Annotated in this window: 20 protein-coding genes and 1 pseudogene; 12 read left to right on the top strand and 9 right to left on the bottom strand. The window is 60.6% G+C overall.

The window, feature by feature from the left end; translation table 11 throughout:
- Positions 1-100: 100 nt before the first annotated feature.
- The 9 genes from ACYQ0L_RS11585 to ACYQ0L_RS11545 form a co-directional block, all read right to left on the bottom strand.
- Positions 101-700 (bottom strand): TetR/AcrR family transcriptional regulator, encoded by a 600-nt coding sequence (locus ACYQ0L_RS11585; RefSeq protein WP_459789371.1) that lies wholly within the window; start codon positions 698-700, stop codon positions 101-103.
- 202 nt (positions 701-902) lie between these two features.
- The gene (locus tag ACYQ0L_RS11580; protein ID WP_459789370.1) at positions 903-2,108 is read right to left on the bottom strand and encodes an ABC transporter permease; all 1,206 of its coding nucleotides are present in this window, start codon (positions 2,106-2,108) and stop codon (positions 903-905) included.
- On the bottom strand, positions 2,108-2,824 hold the full coding sequence (locus ACYQ0L_RS11575) for an ABC transporter ATP-binding protein (RefSeq protein WP_459789369.1): 717 nt from the start codon (positions 2,822-2,824) through the stop codon (positions 2,108-2,110). Before ACYQ0L_RS11575 ends, ACYQ0L_RS11580 begins: the two co-directional genes overlap by 1 nt.
- Positions 2,821-4,146: an efflux RND transporter periplasmic adaptor subunit gene (locus tag ACYQ0L_RS11570; protein ID WP_459789368.1), complete on the bottom strand. Its 1,326-nt coding sequence runs from the start codon at positions 4,144-4,146 to the stop codon at positions 2,821-2,823. Before ACYQ0L_RS11570 ends, ACYQ0L_RS11575 begins: the two co-directional genes overlap by 4 nt.
- Complete coding sequence (locus ACYQ0L_RS11565; protein WP_459789367.1) at positions 4,146-5,582, bottom strand: efflux transporter outer membrane subunit; 1,437 nt, start codon at positions 5,580-5,582, stop codon at positions 4,146-4,148. Before ACYQ0L_RS11565 ends, ACYQ0L_RS11570 begins: the two co-directional genes overlap by 1 nt.
- Positions 5,579-7,369, bottom strand: a complete 1,791-nt coding sequence (locus ACYQ0L_RS11560) for an ABC transporter ATP-binding protein (RefSeq protein WP_459789366.1) — start codon at positions 7,367-7,369, stop codon at positions 5,579-5,581. The genes ACYQ0L_RS11565 and ACYQ0L_RS11560 overlap by 4 nt, the downstream gene beginning before the upstream one ends.
- Positions 7,370-7,447: 78 nt before the next feature.
- Positions 7,448-7,582, bottom strand: a complete 135-nt coding sequence (locus tag ACYQ0L_RS11555; RefSeq protein WP_459789365.1) for a hypothetical protein — start codon at positions 7,580-7,582, stop codon at positions 7,448-7,450.
- Between the two features lie 232 nt (positions 7,583-7,814).
- Complete coding sequence (locus ACYQ0L_RS11550; RefSeq protein ID WP_459789364.1) at positions 7,815-8,438, bottom strand: hypothetical protein; 624 nt, start codon at positions 8,436-8,438, stop codon at positions 7,815-7,817.
- Positions 8,425-8,928, bottom strand: a complete 504-nt coding sequence (locus ACYQ0L_RS11545) for an RNA polymerase sigma factor (RefSeq protein ID WP_459789363.1) — start codon at positions 8,926-8,928, stop codon at positions 8,425-8,427. Before ACYQ0L_RS11545 ends, ACYQ0L_RS11550 begins: the two co-directional genes overlap by 14 nt.
- A gap of 412 nt (positions 8,929-9,340) precedes the next feature.
- Between ACYQ0L_RS11545 and ACYQ0L_RS11540 the strand changes: the two genes are divergently transcribed.
- From ACYQ0L_RS11540 to ACYQ0L_RS11485, 12 genes and pseudogenes are all read left to right on the top strand, one after another.
- Positions 9,341-10,333, top strand: a complete 993-nt coding sequence (locus ACYQ0L_RS11540; RefSeq protein WP_459789362.1) for a hypothetical protein — start codon at positions 9,341-9,343, stop codon at positions 10,331-10,333.
- Positions 10,321-11,214: a transposase gene (locus tag ACYQ0L_RS11535; RefSeq protein WP_459789361.1), complete on the top strand. Its 894-nt coding sequence runs from the start codon at positions 10,321-10,323 to the stop codon at positions 11,212-11,214. The genes ACYQ0L_RS11540 and ACYQ0L_RS11535 overlap by 13 nt, the downstream gene beginning before the upstream one ends.
- A gap of 38 nt (positions 11,215-11,252) precedes the next feature.
- The gene (locus tag ACYQ0L_RS11530) at positions 11,253-11,741 is read left to right on the top strand and encodes a MarR family transcriptional regulator (RefSeq protein ID WP_459789360.1); all 489 of its coding nucleotides are present in this window, start codon (positions 11,253-11,255) and stop codon (positions 11,739-11,741) included.
- Positions 11,742-11,837: 96 nt separating this feature from the next.
- The gene (locus ACYQ0L_RS11525; RefSeq protein ID WP_459789359.1) at positions 11,838-11,960 is read left to right on the top strand and encodes a hypothetical protein; all 123 of its coding nucleotides are present in this window, start codon (positions 11,838-11,840) and stop codon (positions 11,958-11,960) included.
- A 206-nt stretch (positions 11,961-12,166) separates the two neighbouring features.
- On the top strand, positions 12,167-12,307 hold the full coding sequence (locus ACYQ0L_RS11520) for a hypothetical protein (protein WP_459789358.1): 141 nt from the start codon (positions 12,167-12,169) through the stop codon (positions 12,305-12,307).
- A gap of 66 nt (positions 12,308-12,373) precedes the next feature.
- The gene (locus tag ACYQ0L_RS11515) at positions 12,374-13,345 is read left to right on the top strand and encodes a HEAT repeat domain-containing protein (protein WP_459789357.1); all 972 of its coding nucleotides are present in this window, start codon (positions 12,374-12,376) and stop codon (positions 13,343-13,345) included.
- On the top strand, positions 13,345-14,289 hold the full coding sequence (locus ACYQ0L_RS11510; protein ID WP_459789356.1) for a transposase: 945 nt from the start codon (positions 13,345-13,347) through the stop codon (positions 14,287-14,289). The genes ACYQ0L_RS11515 and ACYQ0L_RS11510 overlap by 1 nt, the downstream gene beginning before the upstream one ends.
- Positions 14,290-14,378: 89 nt before the next feature.
- On the top strand, positions 14,379-15,152 hold the full coding sequence (locus ACYQ0L_RS11505) for an ABC transporter ATP-binding protein (RefSeq protein WP_459789355.1): 774 nt from the start codon (positions 14,379-14,381) through the stop codon (positions 15,150-15,152).
- Complete coding sequence (locus ACYQ0L_RS11500; protein WP_459789354.1) at positions 15,152-16,213, top strand: ABC transporter permease subunit; 1,062 nt, start codon at positions 15,152-15,154, stop codon at positions 16,211-16,213. Before ACYQ0L_RS11505 ends, ACYQ0L_RS11500 begins: the two co-directional genes overlap by 1 nt.
- A gap of 339 nt (positions 16,214-16,552) precedes the next feature.
- Positions 16,553-16,990 carry a hypothetical protein gene (locus ACYQ0L_RS11495; protein WP_459789352.1) on the top strand — a complete coding sequence of 146 codons (438 nt, stop codon included), beginning with the start codon at positions 16,553-16,555 and terminating at the stop codon, positions 16,988-16,990.
- A gap of 84 nt (positions 16,991-17,074) precedes the next feature.
- Positions 17,075-17,899, top strand: a pseudogene (locus ACYQ0L_RS11490) (TonB-dependent receptor plug domain-containing protein); the annotation flags it as partial.
- A gap of 59 nt (positions 17,900-17,958) precedes the next feature.
- Entirely contained in the window at positions 17,959-18,840 is an 882-nt protein-coding gene (locus ACYQ0L_RS11485) for a S46 family peptidase (RefSeq protein WP_459789351.1), read from the top strand.
- Positions 18,841-19,002: the final 162 nt, after the last annotated feature.

The raw sequence follows: 19,002 nt of genomic DNA, 5'->3' as shown, positions 1-19,002 counted from the left end.
GCTGCACAGCTATCTGTACCGATAAGTATGTAATATGAGGTTCAGGTCAAGCGGATTTTCTATACCGCTCGGTATTTTTTTCGCAAATGCGAAGAAGTCGTCAGCTAGACGGCCAAGAAAGTAATGCAGAATCAGCAACTTCCATCAGCTCGCTCCGGGTCGCTCCGGATTGGGCCTGCACCGAGATGCCCTGCATCAGGGCGAGGAGATAGCGCGTGATCGCCTCTGCGCTGGTCGGAACGGCGAATTCCCCTGCATCGATCGCGCGCTGCATCCGATCGACGATCAGCTGCTTTGCGGATTCGGCGCGGGCGTTCACGTCATCGCGGATCGAAGGCTCCACGCTCTGGCAGCCGACCATCGAGATTACGCCCATGCAGCCACGGCATTCGCCGCCGGTCGCCACATCGACCGCTCCCAGCAGAAGCGTTTCGGCAGCGGCCCGCGCCGTGGGCGCTTCCATCGCTTCGCCGATATAGGCCAGCTTGTCCTTCTCGTAGAGATCGAGCGCGTGGCGGAAGAGCGTCTCCTTGTTGCCGAACGCGGCATAGAGGCTCGGCCGGGTGATCCCCATCGCTTCGGTCAGGTCGCTCAGCGACGTGCCTTCATAACCCTTCTGCCAGAACAGTCGCAGCGCTTCGGCGAGCGCTACGTCGGTATCGAATTCGCGGGGGCGACCTCTCGTGGCAAGCTTTTCCATACTCTGTGGTATAGAACTTTATCGGCGAGATTCAATGTGCCGCGGCGGTCATCCGATCGGTTGCCACTGTTGCACTGAAGCAAGTCCGAACCTGAAAGTTCGAGCAGAAAGAAGCGATAGCTCAAGTCTGGCAGTGCTTTCGGCTTGCGAGCTGGAGTTGGATTGCCTGAACGCGATGAGCATTCGGCCTCTTCCAGAACGGTCACTCGAAACGCAGGGCTTCAATCGGATCGAGACGACTGGCCTTGGCCGCCGGATAATAGCCGAACACGACGCCCATAAGCGCGGAAAAGGCGAAACTGGCAAAGCAGACGGGCAGCGACAGAGCGAAGGGCACCTCAATTGCCGTAGTCAGCAACAGCGAAAACATCACCGCCAGTCCGATACCGATAAGTCCTCCGAGCGCGCACAGAACGATCGCTTCGGTGAGAAATTGCATCCGTACTTCGCGCGCAAGCGCTCCGATGGCGAGGCGGATACCGATTTCGCGGGTGCGCTCCGTCACCGAAACCAGCATGATGTTCATGATGCCGATGCCTCCGACGAGCAGGCTGATCCCGGCGATAATCGCAACCATCCCGGTCAGCGCGCCGGTCGCCTCCGCGATAGCGTCGTTCACCAGCTTGGTGTCGATAATATCGAAATCGTCGGCCATATCCCCGCTCAGCAGACGCTGCTCACGTACCAGATCGACAAGCGATCGCTGGATCGCTTCGCGCGAGAAGGATTCGTCGTAGGCCACGACGAAATAATCGAGCGCATCATGGCCGCGCAGGCGCCGCTGCACCGTCTTGAGCGGCATGATAGCGGCGTTGTTTACATCCTGCCCAACGCCGCTTTGCGAACGCTTGGCGATGGTTCCGATAACCATGCACGAGATATTTCCCAGACGCATCTGCTCGCCCAGGGGAGATTCGCCCGGAACAAAGAGGTTCTCCTTGAGCTTGTGTCCGATCAGACAGACAGCCTTGCCGCTGGCTTCCTCTTCGGACGAAAAGTAACGCCCTTCGGACAATTCGATCCCTTGAGCGCGTAGAAACCCGTTATTTGCGCCCTGCGCGCTCGTGGTCCAGTCGGCGCCATTGTGGAATGCCGTTACGCTGACCACCACGCTGCCCGCCGCTTCGACCACACCGGGGATATCGCGCGCGATCACATCAACATCGCTCTGGTAAAAAGGCGGTGCCGGCCGATCTGAACTATTGAGCGGGGTGACAATGAAATTGCTTGATCCCAGCGTGCTGATCTGGCTCTGGACCGAGGCTGTGACCCCGTTGCCTACCGTGACCATGGTAATGACCGCGGCGACACCGATAATGATCCCGAGGGTGGTCAGGATCGAGCGCATGAGGTGGCGGCGGATTTCACGGATCGAGAGCTGCAACGTCGCGGCGAATATCTGAAGCATCAGGCGAATTCCTTTTCCTTGGCGAGCTGGCCCCTTTCGCAGCGCTCGACCAGCCCATCGCGGAAGTGGACAATTCGCCGCGCATACTGGGCCATGTCTTCTTCATGCGTGACCATCAGTATGGTGATCCCCGCGCGATTGAGTCGCGTCAGAAGTTGCATGACTTCCTCCGAGCGTTCAGAATCCAGATTGCCTGTCGGCTCGTCGGCCAGAAGCACTTCGGGCTGGGTCACTAGGGCGCGCGCAATCGCGACACGCTGCTGCTGCCCCCCCGACATCTCACCCGGTGAGTGATCGGCCCAGTCGGATAGGCCGACCCGGTCGAGCGCTTCCATCGCCGCCTCGCGCCGGGCGCTCTTGCCTTCACCGCGATAGAGTAGCGGCAGCTCGACATTCTCCAAAGCGGAGGTGCGTGCGAGCAGGTTGAAGCCCTGGAACACGAAGCCGAGGTAATGCCTGCGCAGGAGCGAGCGCTGATCCCGGCTGAGGTCCTGCACTTCGATATTGCGAAAGCGGAAGCGGCCAGATGTCGGCGCGTCGAGACAACCAAGCAGGTTCATCGTGGTCGACTTTCCCGATCCCGAAGGCCCCATGATCGCTACGAAATCTCCCTCTTCGATTGCCAGGCCCACGCCTTTCAGCGCCTGAAACGCGGCGGGCCCTTCGCCATAGGTCTTGGTGATCCCGTCGAGCTCGATCAGCGGCTGCGCCATCATTGCGCTCCATTGCTGGAGGTGATGGCGACCCGCATGCCGGGCTTCAGCCGGTTCGAACGCACCATGGTGGTCCGGCCGTCATTGCGACCGGTGACGACCTCGATCATTTCGAGCTCCCCATCATCGCCGATAACATGGACTGTCTGCTTGCTGCCGACCCCGATCGCAGCGCGTTGTTCGCGCTTGTTGATCCCGATATCGGCGCTCAGAACAGCCTCGCCGGTATCAACTTCACCAGCATCCGGATCGAAGCGGAGCGCACTGTTCGGGACCAGCAAGCCCTTCGCGGTCTTGGCGGTCGCGATCCGTGCCGTTGCAGTCATCCCGGGGCGCAGCAAGTTTTCAGTATTGGCGACCGAGAGCCGAGCCTCGTATGTCACCACCGCTGCACTCGTGGCGGCCGCGTTGCCGGGCTGCTCCGTCGAGATGTTGGAGGCGGCGATATCGACACGCTCGACCGTCGCGGGAAATTCGCGGCCCGGGAAAGCATCCACCGTAAAGCGGGCTTTTTGGCCTTCCTGCACCTGGGCCACATCAGCTTCGTCGATATCGACACGCAGCTGCATCTGGGCAAGGTCTTCCGCAAGAATGAAAAGCGTTGGGGTGGCAAAGCTTGCGACCACGGTCTGCCCGGGCTCGATCTTGCGGGCGATCACGACACCCGAAACGGGTGCGCGGATGACGGCGCGCGCGCGGTTTGTCCGTGCAGAAGAGAGCTGCGCGGCCTGCGCGGCGACATTGGACCGGGCCGAGGCAAGCGCAGCGCGGTCGCGCTGAACGGTTGCGCGCGCCTGATCGAGCTCCACCTGCGAGGGCACCTTGCCGCCCGACCGCTGATAGACGTCTTCAAGGCGACTGAGCTGGCTGGCTCCGACCTGCAGCGTTGCCTGCGCCTGCGCGACCGCAGCTTGCGAAGCCTGAAGGTTGGCACCGAACTGCCTGATCTGATCATCGAGCAGATCGGTGTTGATCACTGCCAGCACCTGACCTTGCGTGACACGATCGTTCACATCGACGAAAATCTTGTCGATCCGGCCCGACACTTCCGATCCCACTTCGACCTGATTAGTTGGACGCAGGCCGCCGGTCGCGCTCACCATGAGATCGAGGCTGCCTTGGCGGACGGGCTCGGAAATGAAGCGCTCGGCGCCATCATTGGCACTGCCTGATACGGCCAGGACCACAACCCCAAGCGCGATCGCTGCCGGAACGATAATCTTCCACCGCAACCACCTGGAACGCGGACGACGTGTGAGCAGGCGATCAATCTCGTCCGCTGAGACTTCCCGACGCTTCATCAGTTTTCCGTCTTCGTAAGTCATTACATATCCTCCGTGGTCTCGGTGCCATTCAAGGCAAATTGCAGTTGATCCTCGCTCCAGCCTCCGCCGAGCGCTTGCGTCAGGTCGACGAAGGCGACGGCGTGATCCGCTCTCGTTCGAGCCAGCGTCGTACGAATCTCCAGCAACTGGTTTTCAGCGATAAGCAGGGCTTCGAAATCGATGAGGCCCGCGCGATATTCCTCGCGTGCAAGCAGGGCTGCATTGGTGGCGGCTTCTCGTGCCGCAACCAGATCTGCGACACGCCGACCGGTCGTGCGCAGCAGAGAAGACGAAGTTTCGACATCTTCGAGCGCGGTCAGGATGGATTGCTCCCAGATCGCCAACGATGCCTCGGCCCGCGCCTCCGCTCCGTCCACGTCGGACTTCGCTCGACCACCATCGAAGATCAGTTGCGAGATGCTGCCGATGACCGAGCCTGTTAAGAGATCGAATAATGATCCGATATCGGGACCGGTTGCGCCAATCAGCCCGTCGATCCTGCCGGTTGGGAGAAGCTCGGCGCGCGCAAGCCCGATCCGCGCCGTATCCGCCAGGAGAAGTTCCTCTGCTTGGCGCACATCGGGTCGGTTGCGCAACACGGTCGCCGGAGGTGCAAAGCGCACCCCGTTGGGCGGCGTGGGAATCTCCACGGCTTCCTGCAATTGGTCGAGCACCTCGCCGGGTGGCTGCGCGATAAGCACCGAAATCGCATTCGCCGTCGCAGCGAGACGCCCTTCGAGATCGGGAATGATAGCGGCCGTCTGCGATCGCAGCACGCGAGCCTGCTCGACATCGCGCGAAGACACGAGCCCAGCTTCGCGCCGAAATGTTGCAATCCTCAGGTTCTCGTCTTGAACCTCGAGGGTGCCACGCGCGATCTCCAGCTGGCTCGCCAGTCCGCGCGCAACGATGGTTTGCCGGACAACCGCGCCCATGATGAGACGTTGAATGTCCGCGAGCGATGCACCCTGGGCGCGCAGTTCGGCTTCGGATGCTGCAACGTCGAAACCTATCCGCCCGAAGAGGTCGAGTTCCCACGACAGGTTGGAGTCAAGCGCGCCGATTACACTCGAATTCGCCCGATCTCCGAACTGCTTTTCTCCTGAGGCGCCGGCGGCAATGCGCGGGCTGTACCTTGCGCGCGAACCTCTCAAAGCTGCGCGAGCCTGTGACACTCTGGCGCGGGCGGTTGCGATTTCCCGGTTCCTGGCCAGCGCCTGTGTCACGTACTCCTCGATCAAGGGATCCTCGAGCAGAGCCCAGTAGCCGGCGACCTCGATCTCTTTTTCGAGACCCTCGTTCTGGGACCAGCCATCGGGCACGATGGCAGCGGGCGCCATCGGACGTTCCATTGCTGGGCTCGCGCATGCGCCGAGGGAGCTTGCGACCAACAGCGCGGCGCCGAGGCGGGAGAACCTTGCGGTGGTGCAGGTCATACTCCGACCTCCTCCATAGCCGGAGCCCGCCCTACCGTTGCCTTTGTGCCGGTGCGTGACAGGCTGATGATATTGGCGCGACGGCCGATCGCCTCGACCCGATGCGTGCTCATGATCGTGATGCGGTCGTCCATCAGGCGCTCGATCACTGCGAGCACGGCGGCCTGGTTTTCGTTGTCGAGATTGGCGGTCGCTTCGTCGAGCAGAAGGATCTTCGGATCGCGATAGAACAGGCGGGCAATTGCCAGGCGCTGCTTCTGCCCTCCGGAGACCAGCGTTCCCGCTTCGCCGACATTCGTGTCTAGCCCGTCAGGCATCGCATCCACGAAGGACATGCAACTGGCCGCCTCCAGCGCCGCCAGAACAGCGTCATCATTGGCTTCACCTTCCGAACCATAGATGACATTCTCGCGGATGGTCCCACGAAGGAGCGATGCAGACTGGGGAACATAGCCGATCTTGCGGCGCCATTGCGCAACGTCGAATTCGGCAATCGGCTCATTGCCAAAGCTGATCTGGCCTTCCCAAGGTTCGTAGAAGCGCTCGAGCAGGCCAAACAGGGTAGATTTGCCGCAGCCGCTCTCGCCAGTCAGGACGGTTTGCGTGCCCGGAGCAAATTCGAGCCGGTCGATCGCGATGACCGGCTCTTCGCCGACAGCGCCGTAACCGAATTTGACCTGATCGAGCACGAGGCTGGCTTTGCCCTGCGGGATAGGGCGCATGGCGGATCTACTCGCGGTGGCAGGCCCCCGGGGGGCGGCAACCATCGGATCAACCGACCTGGCACCTTCAAGCAGGGGAGCGATGCGGCTCGCAGCCCCCTTGGACGCCTGGAATTGCACCGAAAACGCCGAAAGCTGGATAAGTGGTGCGACAATATTGAACAGATAGAGGATGAAAGCGGTCAAGGTTCCGATTTCGAGCGTGCCCGCCGAAACCCGGAAGCCGCCATAGGTCAGGATCGCGAGCATCGCGATCGTCAGCGTTAGACCGTTGGCCGGGCCCAGTGCCGCTTCGACCATGCTGGCGCGTTTGCGCTCGCGGAAAACTGCATCGAGCCGGTCGGCCATCCTGTCCGTTTCAGCGGCTTCAGCGGTGTAGGCCTTGACCAGTGCAATATTGCCGAAGATGCGCGTAGCATATCCGGAGAAGGCTGCAGTGCTGTCGTTGACGGCCAGGGTGATGCGGTTCATCGCAAAGATCATGGGCGCCATCAGCACGAAGGCGGAAAGGATAATGCCGAAAATCATGAGCGTCAGCTCTGCGTCCAGATAGAACAGGATAGCTAGCGAGCCGAGCAGCAGCAGTACGCCCGAAACCAGTCCGGATACCTGCTTTGTCAGCAAGCCCGAAATGACTTGGGTGTCGGTGGTGAGACGGCTGACGAGGCCGCCGCTTTCGTCATTTTCGAAGCTCTTGATCGGCCGGCGGATGATGTCGCCGAACATCTTGAGCCTGAGATTGAGGCCCATCTTGAGACCGGCGAGCGCGAGCGTGTATTGTGCGAAGCCATCGATCAGCGCCCCTGCGGCGAGCAGAATGACGATTCCGAGCGTAAGCGGATGGCCCAGCACACTCGCGACATCGCCACCAGGCTCTCCCATGGCAGCGATCAGCTGCTGAACCAGGATTGGCATCGCCAGCGTAGCGGCGATCGGCAAGAGCGAAATGATCACGCCTGCAATAATCATCGCGCGCGGCGGTCTTGCGGCCGTTATCACTCTGCGCAGCGCGCCTTTGATAGTAGGCGTTGCGGATTCTTGCTGGATTTCGGTCTTGTCTTTCATTTCGATGGCCTTTCGAGTGGAGAATCGGCGAAGGCGCCGGACCGCAAGCAGGATTGCTTGCGGTCCGCCTCTTCCCATTCAGCCCGAAACGATGCCGATCAGCACGCCGAGGCAGGCCGGCCCGGCGACTTCCTGCCGTTTGACAGTTCCGCAAAAACCGACTGCGGTACGGAGTTTCTTGTCCTGGACGATGGCGCTGATTTCGTTCTTCATTGTCACACTCCCATTAGTGATTGATCCCGAAACAGGCGTTCCGATATTCGAGTAACAGCAGAGAACTGTTCTTCTCCCCCGCTGCAGTTACTGTGAATTATCGGCGTTTGGCCTGCGACCGCATCAGGCAGTCGAAAGCAATAGTCCCACCGCAGCGAGAACTCTGTCGCACTTTTTCGTTTTTTTTGGGATCCGCCTGAAAAGGCGCAGAAAAACGACCTTGCAGCTTTTGCTATCCGGCCTGGAAAAGGTCCTGATCCAGGTCCGTCTCGAAGCCGTCGATCGCAATTTCGAGCTGCTTGATCCTCGCACGCTGGCGGATGATTTCACGAACCAGAATCACAATCGGTACGATTATGGTCGCCAGCATGGCTGAAACACCGACGATCGGCCCGCCAGGCACGGATACATGCAGAAATTCGCGGAGTTGCTCATCCGAAATGCCCGTCGCGGCGGAAAAAAGATTGCCCAAAACGAGGCCCGGGACGAACAGAGCAAGACCTACGGCCAACCGCCGCAAACGAACCCGCGCACTGATCAGCAGCTGCACCAGATAGGCATGCTGCCCCCTGACATCGATCAGGGCCTCGAACCGTCGCGAGCGAAACCGGCTCCAGGCTGAATATATGATCAGCAACGAGATCCCGAGGCCGATTGAGACCGCCATTGCACTGCCCACATTCAGCGCGGTAATCATCACGAGCAAGAGGAGCCCTGCGCCAAGCACGATTTCTGCCAATTCGAGCAGGCGTTGGCTTCGGAGGACGCGGCGCGACATCACTTCCACGCGCTGCTCGACCACCGGATCGGCGGTCTGCCAGAGCGCTTGCAGGTCGTTGAAGTCATCGGGCTGCATTCAATTCCTCGTATAATGCTGCCTTCGCGCGTTGGCACCGAAGTGTCGCGGCATTTGCCGAGATTCCAAGGACTTCACCGATTTCGACGAAGTTCATTCCCTCGAGCATAAGCATAACAGGCTCACGCTGAGCTGCGCTTAATGACCGCACAGCATCAAGCAAGCGCTTTTTCTCGTCAACCTCGACTGCGACTTCGTCGGGCAATTTCGTATCGTCGGCAATATCCGCGCTGGGCTCGCCGTGAAACTTTTGGCGCGCATATTTTGCGCTGTGAGAGATCGCCCGCTTCTGCGCGATGCTGGTAATGAATGTCTTCAGCTTCGCCTCGCCTTTGAACGAGGGCAAGGCGCGCCAGACAGCCAGCAGGATTTCCTGCACGAGGTCTTCGCGAAGGGCGGGATTGGCTTCGTAGCTGCTGGCGATACGCAGGATCAAACCATTGTATTCGGCCACAACGGAGTCGAAAGCCGGCTGGGCCTTATCGGGCAAAATTATGCTCCGGACAATTTTGCGACCTGAGACTCAAGCAGTTTTCGATTCCGCCGCCCAACAGTTTCCCCACGTTACATGTTGCCCTTGGGATTACAAGGAGGGCCCTGTTTTTGCGGCCTTTCCCGGCCAACGCTGCCGACAGGAGACGCTCGATCGGCAGGCGGGGGAACGAGCAATTCGGAAAAATTTCAGAAATTGCGACAGAGTTCCCGTCGAGGGGTGACTAAGCTCACTGTTCAACTGGGAACCAAGCTTCGGGATTACATCCGATCAGCCAGAGCGGTGGGGAGCCGCTTCTGGAAACGATGAAGTTTGTCCCGCGACTTCTTGGGGAAGGAGTGACGATCTTGTTGTTAGCTAAGCCATCTGCATCGTGTTGGAACATCCTGCATGGCGGGGGGCGGAAATCATGATCGCTTCTCGCGACTTGCTGATCGCGCTTGAAGCGCTCGATCGTCAGACCGGCCGTTCGGAATTGCAACAGACCCATGCCGAACTGTCTGCGGCAGCTCTGCCCCAGATTGCGCGTCTCCGGGCGAAGCTTGACGGGCTGCAGAGTCACCAGTCAGCCGAGATCGAATTGATCGTACGCGATCTGCTCGAGGCAGATACGACATGGGTCGAGAAGTGGATCGGTGCACTCACGCAGGCCGTATGCAACGATCCTCTCGCGGTGTTGCCGCTCGTCAATTTCGGCAGCACCGGACGGGCAGGAGCACAATTGATGGCGCACCCGCTGGTACGCCTTTCGCTGACCGTCCTGCCTCACGAGCAGCTTCTGGCACGCAAACAGGCAGAGGGCCCGCGCTCCATCGTCTTTCCCGGCACGGTCTCCGTGCAACGCTTCATCCGCGCGGGCGACGCGGTGCTCTCGCTCTGGCAGGCACCGCGGGCGGATGACGAATTTACAATCGACGGTCCGGCCCGCTGCAGGATCGTGGGTGAACGCCGACTAAAGGATGGCGCCACACTCAGAATGGATGGGCGCTACGAGACGTACTCGATTAGCCAGGCATCGGGCCCAATCCTGGTCATCCAGGCCGAGATCTTCGCCGGACGCGCAGCGCTTCTGGTGGAGTACGACCCCGACGCGCATATCCCGATTGCCGCATCGAGCACCGATGACGGCTCCTCCCGGACGCAGATGCTTCTCACCTTCCTGCGCACGAGGGCGCGCGCATGCGATTATGCGATCCTCGCCCGGTTTGCGGAAGATGAGCGCTTCTTTGTGCGCTGGCACGCCGTGCGCGAATGGCTGCTGGTCGATCCCACCGGAGCGATGCCGCAACTGCGCCGCATGTCGCGTGCCGATCCGCATCCGGACATCCGGGAGACCGCGTCGGAAATCATCTTCCACCTCGACAACGCTACCGCAAAAGGGGAAGCACCGTGCCACGTCTGATCGATACCAGCGCCAGCACTGCAATCACTCTCGAAGAGCTTGTTTCGAGACTCGACGAAGGCGATTTCGATCCCCGAGATGAGGAGTGCTTTGCCTCTTTTGGCCAAAGCCTGCGCCAGCTAGCGGAAAACGAGCACTTCCTTGCCGACCTGGTGGTCGCGGAGCTTGAGCGCAATTGCACCGGCCAGTCGTCGGGCAACCAGTACGGCCCGCAAGTTTTCATGCTTCACCGCGGCGAACGCTATGCGATCCGCGCCAATTTCTGGCCCGCGCTTGACGATGCGGTGGTGGAGAACAACGGATCGGCAGCATTTTTCTACGACGTGCCACACGATCATAATTTCTCCTTCCTGACCGTCGGATATTCCGGCCCAGGATATATCAGCGACTATTACGAGTACGATTACGACAGCGTGCTCGGCGTGCCCGGAGAGCAGGTGGCGCTTCGGTTCGTGGAACGCTCGCAGCTGCATCCGGGCAAGACGATGCTCTACCGCGCTCACCGCGATGTGCATTCGCAACTGCCGCCCGAGGCCTTGTCCGTATCGATCAACATCCTCGAGCAGTCGGCCTCGCTACCCTATCGCGACCAGTACCAGTTCGATCTTGAGCGCCGGTCGATCGAGTCGATCCTGACAAACACGCCGGTTGAAGCCTTGCTGGACCTATGCGCCAGCCTCGGCAGCGCCGACGGACGGGATATGTTGGAGAATTTCGCGCACGCGCATCCGTGCGACCGCATTCGCCACCGAGCGCTCGTCGCTTTCGCCTCCACCCAGCCTTCGCCGGCGGAACGCAGCGCCGTGTTCGAGCGCGCAACGCGTGGAGACAACCCTTACGTCGCTCGAATGAGTGCCGAAGCGCTGGCTTCGGCGTGCTGATCGAGCACCGCTGCCACCTTAAAAAAGGATGAGACACGATGTCTTTGCCAATTGTCGTCGTCGCTTCGGTCACGACATATCCAGAACCTGAGGTGACACGAGACGCCGTTAGCCACTGGATGGCGAAGCGGTTGCTCGGCTCGCGCGACTTGCGCGCCAAGCTTTCCGAGACCTGCGACCTGTCCGAGGCTGGCTGGCAGATGCTGCTGGACCTGTTCGTCGCCAAACAGTTGGGTCACCGCGTCTCGGTCACCGATCTGGCTCTGGCAGCCCAGGTACCCAAGAGCACAGGGCTCAGAATAGCGGCTCAGCTGGTTGAAGACGGACTCGCGATTCGCGAGGCCGATCCCACCGATGGGCGTCGCCAATGGATGCGGCTCGCTGAAAGCACCCAGGCCCAGCTCGACGAGTACCTCGTCGATGCAGCGAAACTTTTCAGCACTCCACTCAAGGATGCAGAGATCCGCATTTTCGCCTCCGAAATGAATAGGACCAATCCTGTCCCAACACACGGCACGGAGTATTGATCGAATCTCGTTTTCGATTATTCATAATCACATCAGTTCAGAACAACGGACTGATTGATCGACCTAAATTAAACTTTTAATTGAAAGGAATGAATAATGGAAATGAATGTAGACCTCCCTTCGCTGGCCTTTGAACCCGGTATGGCTTCCTCGCGCACTTGCGATGCCACGCTCGAGCCGGTCACGATCGCCATCGCTGTCGTCGTGGCAATTCTCTAATATCAGGAAAGAACATGTCGGACATTAAGATCGTCGCGATTAACGTTGAGGACCTCGCAGGCCTACCATTCGAAGCCGGCCTTGGCGGTTTTCAGCAAAATGCGCCGACGGCAGGCATCCCCTGTCTTATAGCGCTCCCTCTTATCCCGATCTTTGAATAAGACAGCTCTAATAAATCCAATTTTCAACTTGAAAGGAAATGAAACATGAAAACCAATGCAAATAAAATGCCCGCCCTTCCGTTCGAAGCCTCGCTGAGCGGCGGCCAGCAGCTTGAGCCGACCGTCGGCGCAATCTGCGGGGCAGTGGGAATGGCGATCGGCATCGCCATCAACAAGGCCACCTGAGCCCAGACTCGGCAGGGCGTCGCTTCCGCGACGCCCTGCCTCGATTTTCTCAACGGAGGGACGACAATGCTGTGTGAATTCAACAAACTGACTCCCCTGCTGGGTGATCAGATAGAGCACCCCGAAGCCGTTCGGCGGATGCGGGAGGCAAACGACCGGCGCGAAAAGTCGGCCTTCATGCGCAAACTCAAGGAAGACATGGCAAGCCTTCCCGAAAACGGCGATCTCATCGCCTGTATTGCCGAGCGTGATTGGGAAAGTTTCATCGAAGAAGAGGTGCTGCGCGAGTTGCACGACATCTCTCAAAACCACCTCTATGCCCCGCCATTCCATGCGATCAATGAAGGCGCGTTCAAGGGGATGACCCTGTACAGCGGACCCGACGCTCTGGTCGCAATCTCCGCTGTCGAGCCAACCGATTTTCTCTACAGCAAGCGCGGCAGCAAGGGCAGCGACCGCTCGGTCGCGTTCTCCGGAAACGACGGATACATACGCTTCATCAAGGCCGGCGGCCTCAAGATCACTCACTGGCAGTCGCCGCTCATCACTTCGGAAACCGAGCTTGGCGCGCACCTCACCTGCTCCAAGGGCGAAACAATTGCAGTCAAGGACGGTGATTGCGTGCGCATGACCGGGGGCACGGAAACCATCGTCTTCGAGTCGTGCGAGAAGAGCTTCACCATGCTGCAGATCAGCCTGCGCAACAGCCGTTCGCCGGTCGTGCCCGAGTATGAGGTGTCGTCGCGGCGTCTGGTGGCCTGTTCGGCTTCGGATCAGAAGTCCTCCCGGCTGCAGATGCTCTCTTCGCTGGTGCGGCTCCTCGACGGGCCAGCAAGCGCCGAGTTGCAGGATCGGCTTACCCGCCACCCGGACCATTTCGTGCGCTGGCACGCGATGCGTGAATGGTTGTCGAAGAACGCCGACGAAGCCCGCCCGCGCCTCGAGGAAATGGCCGCGAGTGATCTTAATCCGCAGGTCCGGCAAGCAGCCGCCATGACCTTCGAAATGCTGTTTACGCGGGAAACGGAGGAAGCGTAATGCCACTGGTTATCAAACAGACCACCGAAGAACGCGCCGAGCTCGGCGACGTCATCGAGTTCATGCACGATGCCAAGATCGACACTTCGGATGAGGAGAGCTTTGCCCAGGCGGGCGACGTGCTCGCCAAGCTCGCCAACAACCGTGAATTTCTAGCGAATCGCGCGGTAGAAGAGCTCGAAGATCTCTGCGTTTCGCAGGAGGAGTCGAACACCTATTCGGCCCAGGTGATGATGCTTGCCCCGCCGAACGAAAGGTCAGCCAATTTCTTCATCCGCGCCAATTTCTGGCCGGCCAAGGAAGACCACATCTATAAGACAAGCGGTCCGGCACCGTTTTTCTATCATGCACCGCACGACCATAACTTCAACTTCCTGACCGTGGGCTATCATGGCCCCGGCTACGCCTCCGACTACTACGAATATGAATATGACGAGGTAGCCGGATACACCGGGGAAAAGGGCGGCCTGCGCTTCGTCGAACGCTCGAGCCTGCATCAGGGCAAGGTCATGCTGTATCGGGCTTTCCGCGACGTGCACGACCAGCTTCCGCCCGAACAAATGTCGATCAGCGTCAACATCTGCGAGCATTCGCTCCGCGGACAAGTGCTCGACCAGTATGCGTTCGACACCGCCAATGACCGTGTCTCGGGAATCATCAACCGCAACACTGCCGTCGGCCTGATGCCTGTCGCCGCAGAACTCTGCGGTGAAGAGGGCCGCGAACTGCTAAGCGAGATTGCCCAGACCCATGCCAGCGACCGCCTGCGCGCCTGCGCTATCCGATCACTGGCGGCTGCGGCTGCAACCTCGCAGGAAGCGCGCCGGATAATCGAGCGTTCGGCGGACGATGTGTCGCCGCTCGTTGCGGGCCTTGCGCGCCACCGGCTCGAACGGATCAGCGAAGTGGAGAAATTCCGCGCCGAGATCGCACTGGGTGCGTGATGACCCACGTCGCTTCGCATCGATCGGCTGACCTGGCGGAAGGTGGCGCAACATGCGCCACCTTCCGCGCTGTCCAGAAAACGGGGGGAATGATGCCGAAAGTGGCCGCCGTTCAAAAGGGTGAGACCCAGCCCATGCTCACCCTGCGCAATGTCTGCAAATCCTACAGGACGAGCTTCTTGTCTTCGAAACACGCAGTCGCGCTGCACCCCAGCACGGTCGGATTTTGCGATGGCGAGGTGACAGGGATCGTCGGCCCGAACGGGGCGGGCAAGTCGACATTGCTCAAGCTTGCATCGGGTATCATTCCTCCGGATCACGGGACGATCAGCTTTGAAGGCGAGCCGATTTCAGACGAACGTCTCCGCTCGAGGATTGGCTATGTCTCGAACCATGTCGAGCCCTACCCCAAGATGTCGATCCGGCAGAACCTCGAATTCCGGGGCCGAATAGGTGGACTGGATGCAGATGCGGTCGCCGTGCGCGCCGAGGAACTGGCGGCACGCTTCGGAATTTTGCACCTGATCGACCGCAGTGCGGGTGTGCTTTCGACCGGCGAAGGACAAAAGCTCAAATTGTGCTCCGCCATGATGCTCGACCCGGCGGTCCTCATTCTCGACGAACCCACGACGGGTCTGGATATCGTCGCTTCGGCGGCCCTCTTCGAGGTCATCGAGGAGCTCAAGAGCGATGGCCGCGCCCTCGTCTTTTGTTCGCACTCCCCCGCCGAGCTTGAACGTCTGTGCGACAGGTTCACCATTCTTAAGAAGGGCCGCATCGTATCGCGGTTCTCTCGCGGCGAGCTGGGTAAGGGCACCGACTTCGAAGACAACCTCCTCAACATTTTCAAGGACAACGGGTGATGTTCGCAGCGCTTTTGAAGAAAGAACTGCACGACCTTGTGCGCCAGCCTCGTTCGCTGATCGCGGCGATCCTCTATCCTTTGCTCGTGCTGCCGTTGCTCGCGGCCATTTTGGCGCCGCAAGAAAGCGAGAATTCCTGCCTTGCAATTGACGCCTCGGTGCCATCGGACCTCAGTGCGCTGGTGCGCAACGCGACACAGCTCCCATCCTGCACACGAGACGATGAAAGCCGCCTCGATCTCATGATCGAAGATGGCCGCGCGCGTATCGAAGCCAGTGACTGGAAAGGGACGGATGCGTCGCTCGAGGCTGCGAAAATCGCGATCTCGCAGGCAATGGTCGAGCGCGCTGCACAGAGGCAGGGCGCATCTCCAATCGCGGCGAACAATCTCGCGAAAGCGGCGGTGCCCTTGCCTGCCGACGAATCATCCGACGCCATCGGCGTCTTCGGCCTAATCCCGATCGTTGCAATGTTCATGGCAGCGCTGGGCTGCGCCTATCCCGCACTCGAAAGCGGCGTGGGCGAGAAGGAAACGGGCACATTGCTCGGCCTTTTCCAGGCACCGATTTCCGACCGGATCGTGGTTGCGGCGAAATTCTCTGCGACCTGGCTATGCGCCTGCGTGGCGGTTTTCGCCGGGCTCGTCGCGGCGATGGGCATCATGTTTTGGCAGCTCGATTCTGAGACAACCGGCCGGCTGTTGAACCAATCGGCAACCGGTCTTGCCTTCCTCTACGCAGCGCTTGCCGCAATGCCTCTGGCAGCAGCTTCGATCTTGGTGTCCCTCGCTTCGCAATCCCTACGCGAGGCACAGCAATATCTCATGATCCTTGTGTGTATCGCGGTGCTCGCCGGCGGGGCAGCGCTCATCGCGCTTGATGCACCGTGGATGGCACAAATCCCGATCGCCAATGCCGCCGGTGGCATAGCGAGCGAACTTACCGGGCAGATGAATGCCAGTTACCAGCCTTCCTGGATCGTGGTCGCCAATCTCGCGCTAACCCTGGCGCTTCTCGCGGCCGGCACCGCCCAGCTGAGACGCCTGCGCCAATCGCTCTGAACGTTATCAAGAAGCCAGCGGCCAATGGACAGCCACCGTGCTGCCTCTGGAGGGGGCTGGCTAGCGCCAGAAAGGCCTGTGGCGGAGAAGGCGGGATGCAATTTTACACTCTAAAACACTGTTTTCAAACGTATTTTTATTAATTTAGTTCCTGCACACCCCCACGGATACCCCTACTCTATTTCACGCCGGCATATAGGTTCAAATCCCGCACGACCTTGACCGAAGTGACCCGACGGGCGCGGCAACGATCGCGTTTGAACGTGGGACTACATCAAATCCGAAGTTGAAAGACGCAACGTTACATCGTATCCCAATCTCGCGCTTCTAAGGACTTACGTGACGTTCCCCCTGACCTGGATTGGTATGATCGGCTCGAAGTGGCTTGATTGCCTTTCTAGCCTGGTGTCCCGGAAGGCTGGATTGTTGCGCGGTCCGCCTTGGGTCGAGCGCCACAGCTTACTTGCCGCTCTCGTCGGCGTGCTGCTGTTTCAAAGCGTACTGGTCGACGCACATGTCCATCGAACGGAAGCCCTCGCCGCCTCTGTAGCGAGCGCAGAGGACGGAAGCGCGCCTTCCAGCCCGCAGGATGATTCACCCCAGAAGTCGTGCCTGCTTTGCGATCAGGGCGCGTTCGATGACCTCGGCCTGGTGCCCGATCCCGTCGGCTTTGTTTTCTTCGCGCCCCCAGCGTCCATCGTTGCGATTATCGATCCCAAGCGGCTCGATGTCGCAAGCGACTCTCATCTCTGGCAAAGCCGCGCACCTCCCCAATAGCTTCGACAACCAACCGAAACGAGCGGGGCGCGATCCTGCGCCATTCGCTCGCCAGTTTCCCCTAGGTTCTCGGAGTTTTCTCCTATGCGTTGCTATTTTCTCCTGGGCGCGGCCACGTGCGCGCTCGCCATTCCCGTATCCGCTTCAGCCCAGTCCAACGCGCCTTCAAAGCAGGCTTCGGCCACGCCTGCGTCGTCGCAGGCACAGTCGTCCGAGGCGGACGAAACCATCATCGTAACCGCACCGTTCCAGCGGCGAGAGGACGACCTGTTGCAGGGTACGTCCGTCGTGACGGGGGAGACCTTGCAGCGTGAACTTCGCCCGACATTGGGCGAAACGCTGGCCCGCCAGCCGGGTGTCTCCGCCACTTCGTTCGGCCCCAATGCGTCGCGCCCTATCCTGCGCGGTTTCCAGGGCGAGCGCATTCGCGTGCTGACCGACGGGATAGGCTCGATCGACGTGTCGAACACCTCGGTCGATCACCCGGTCGTCATCGACCCGCTGCTGGCCGACCGGATCGAAGTTCTGCGCGGCCCCTCGGCGCTGCTGTTCGGCTCTTCGGCGATCGGCGGCGTGGTCAACGTCATCGACAAGCGCATTCCGCGCACCATCCCCGAGAACGGCTACAGCGTCGACGGGACGGCCACTTATGGCAGCGCCTCCAATGAGCGTTCGGTCGCCGGAGCTGCCAATGCCGCGATCGGCGGCAAGTTCGTAGTTCACGCGGATGGGTCTTATACCAAGACCGACGATCTGCGCATTCCCGGCTACGTCCTTTCGCCCGAGGCACGGGCGCAGGCGCTGGCGACCGCCGCGCTGCCCCAGCCCGCGCCCGATCCTGATTCCGATGAGGAACCGATCGATTTCGCCGCCAACGCGGCGCTGCGCGATCGCCTGCCGAACACCGCCTACCCTATCGCTTCATCACGCCGTCGAGCGAGCTTTACGGCTATGCCGAAGCGTTGGTGATGGCGGCGCAGGAACGCGAAAAGCCCAATGCAGAGCGTCTGCCCGGCTTCACCGACAGCGCGCTGCCGCTGACCCGCAAGCAGGTGCTCGACGAGAAGCCGGTCTATAACTGGCTCGACCAGCTGACGCTGGAATGGAGCCTGTCGAAGGCGCGCGAATATCTCGGCGTGGACGATCCCGATTCCAGGCTGCTGCTGGGCAAGGAAAGCCCCGAGGCGCTCGCCAAGCGGTTGGTCGAGGGTAGCAATCTTGCCGACCCGGCCTACCGCCAGCAGCTGTGGGACGGCGGCATGGCCGTGATCGAAGCGTCGGACGATCCGATGATCCAGTATGCGCTGCGGCTCGAACCGCGCCAGCGCGAGCTGAAGCAGCAGGTGGACGAGGCCTATGTCGGCCCGCTGGCGGTCGCGGGCGGCAAGCTCGCCGATGCGCGTTTCGCCGCCTATGGCGATGCGCTCTACCCCGATGCCACCTTCACCTTGCGGATCAGCTACGGCCAGGTGAAGGGCTGGGTCGAGCGCGGCAACGACGTGCCCATCGCGACCACGCTGGGCGGCACCTTCGACCGTGCGACCGGCAGCCCGCCGTTCGACGTCGCCCCCGCCTTCGCTGCCAACAAGGCGAAGATCGACATGGACACGACCTACGACTTCGTGACCACCAACGACATTATCGGCGGCAACTCTGGCTCGCCGGTGATCGACAAGGCGGGCACCGTGATCGGCGCCGCGTTCGACGGGAACATCCACTCGCTGGGGGGCAATTACGGCTACGACCCGACGCTCAACCGCACGGTCGTGGTCTCGACTGCGGCGGTGCAGGAAGCGCTCGAAACGATCTATCCGGCACCCGCGCTGGTCACGGAACTGAGCGCACGCTGACGGCGCACGCTACCCTAAGCCTACGGTCCGCGAATAGTGCGGCCGGAGGCGCAGGGATGCGTCGGCGGACTGCCGCCGACCTCCGCGAGCGGACTTAGCGATGTATCGTTATCCGAATGCGGCAAGTGGACCGGCCGCACTCTGGCCTCCTCCGCGAGACCT

It is taken from the genome of Alteriqipengyuania triglochinis (genome assembly GCF_054655655.1).
Note: the sequence above shows the minus strand (reverse complement) of the source record. Positions and strands in the feature narration are given on the sequence as shown.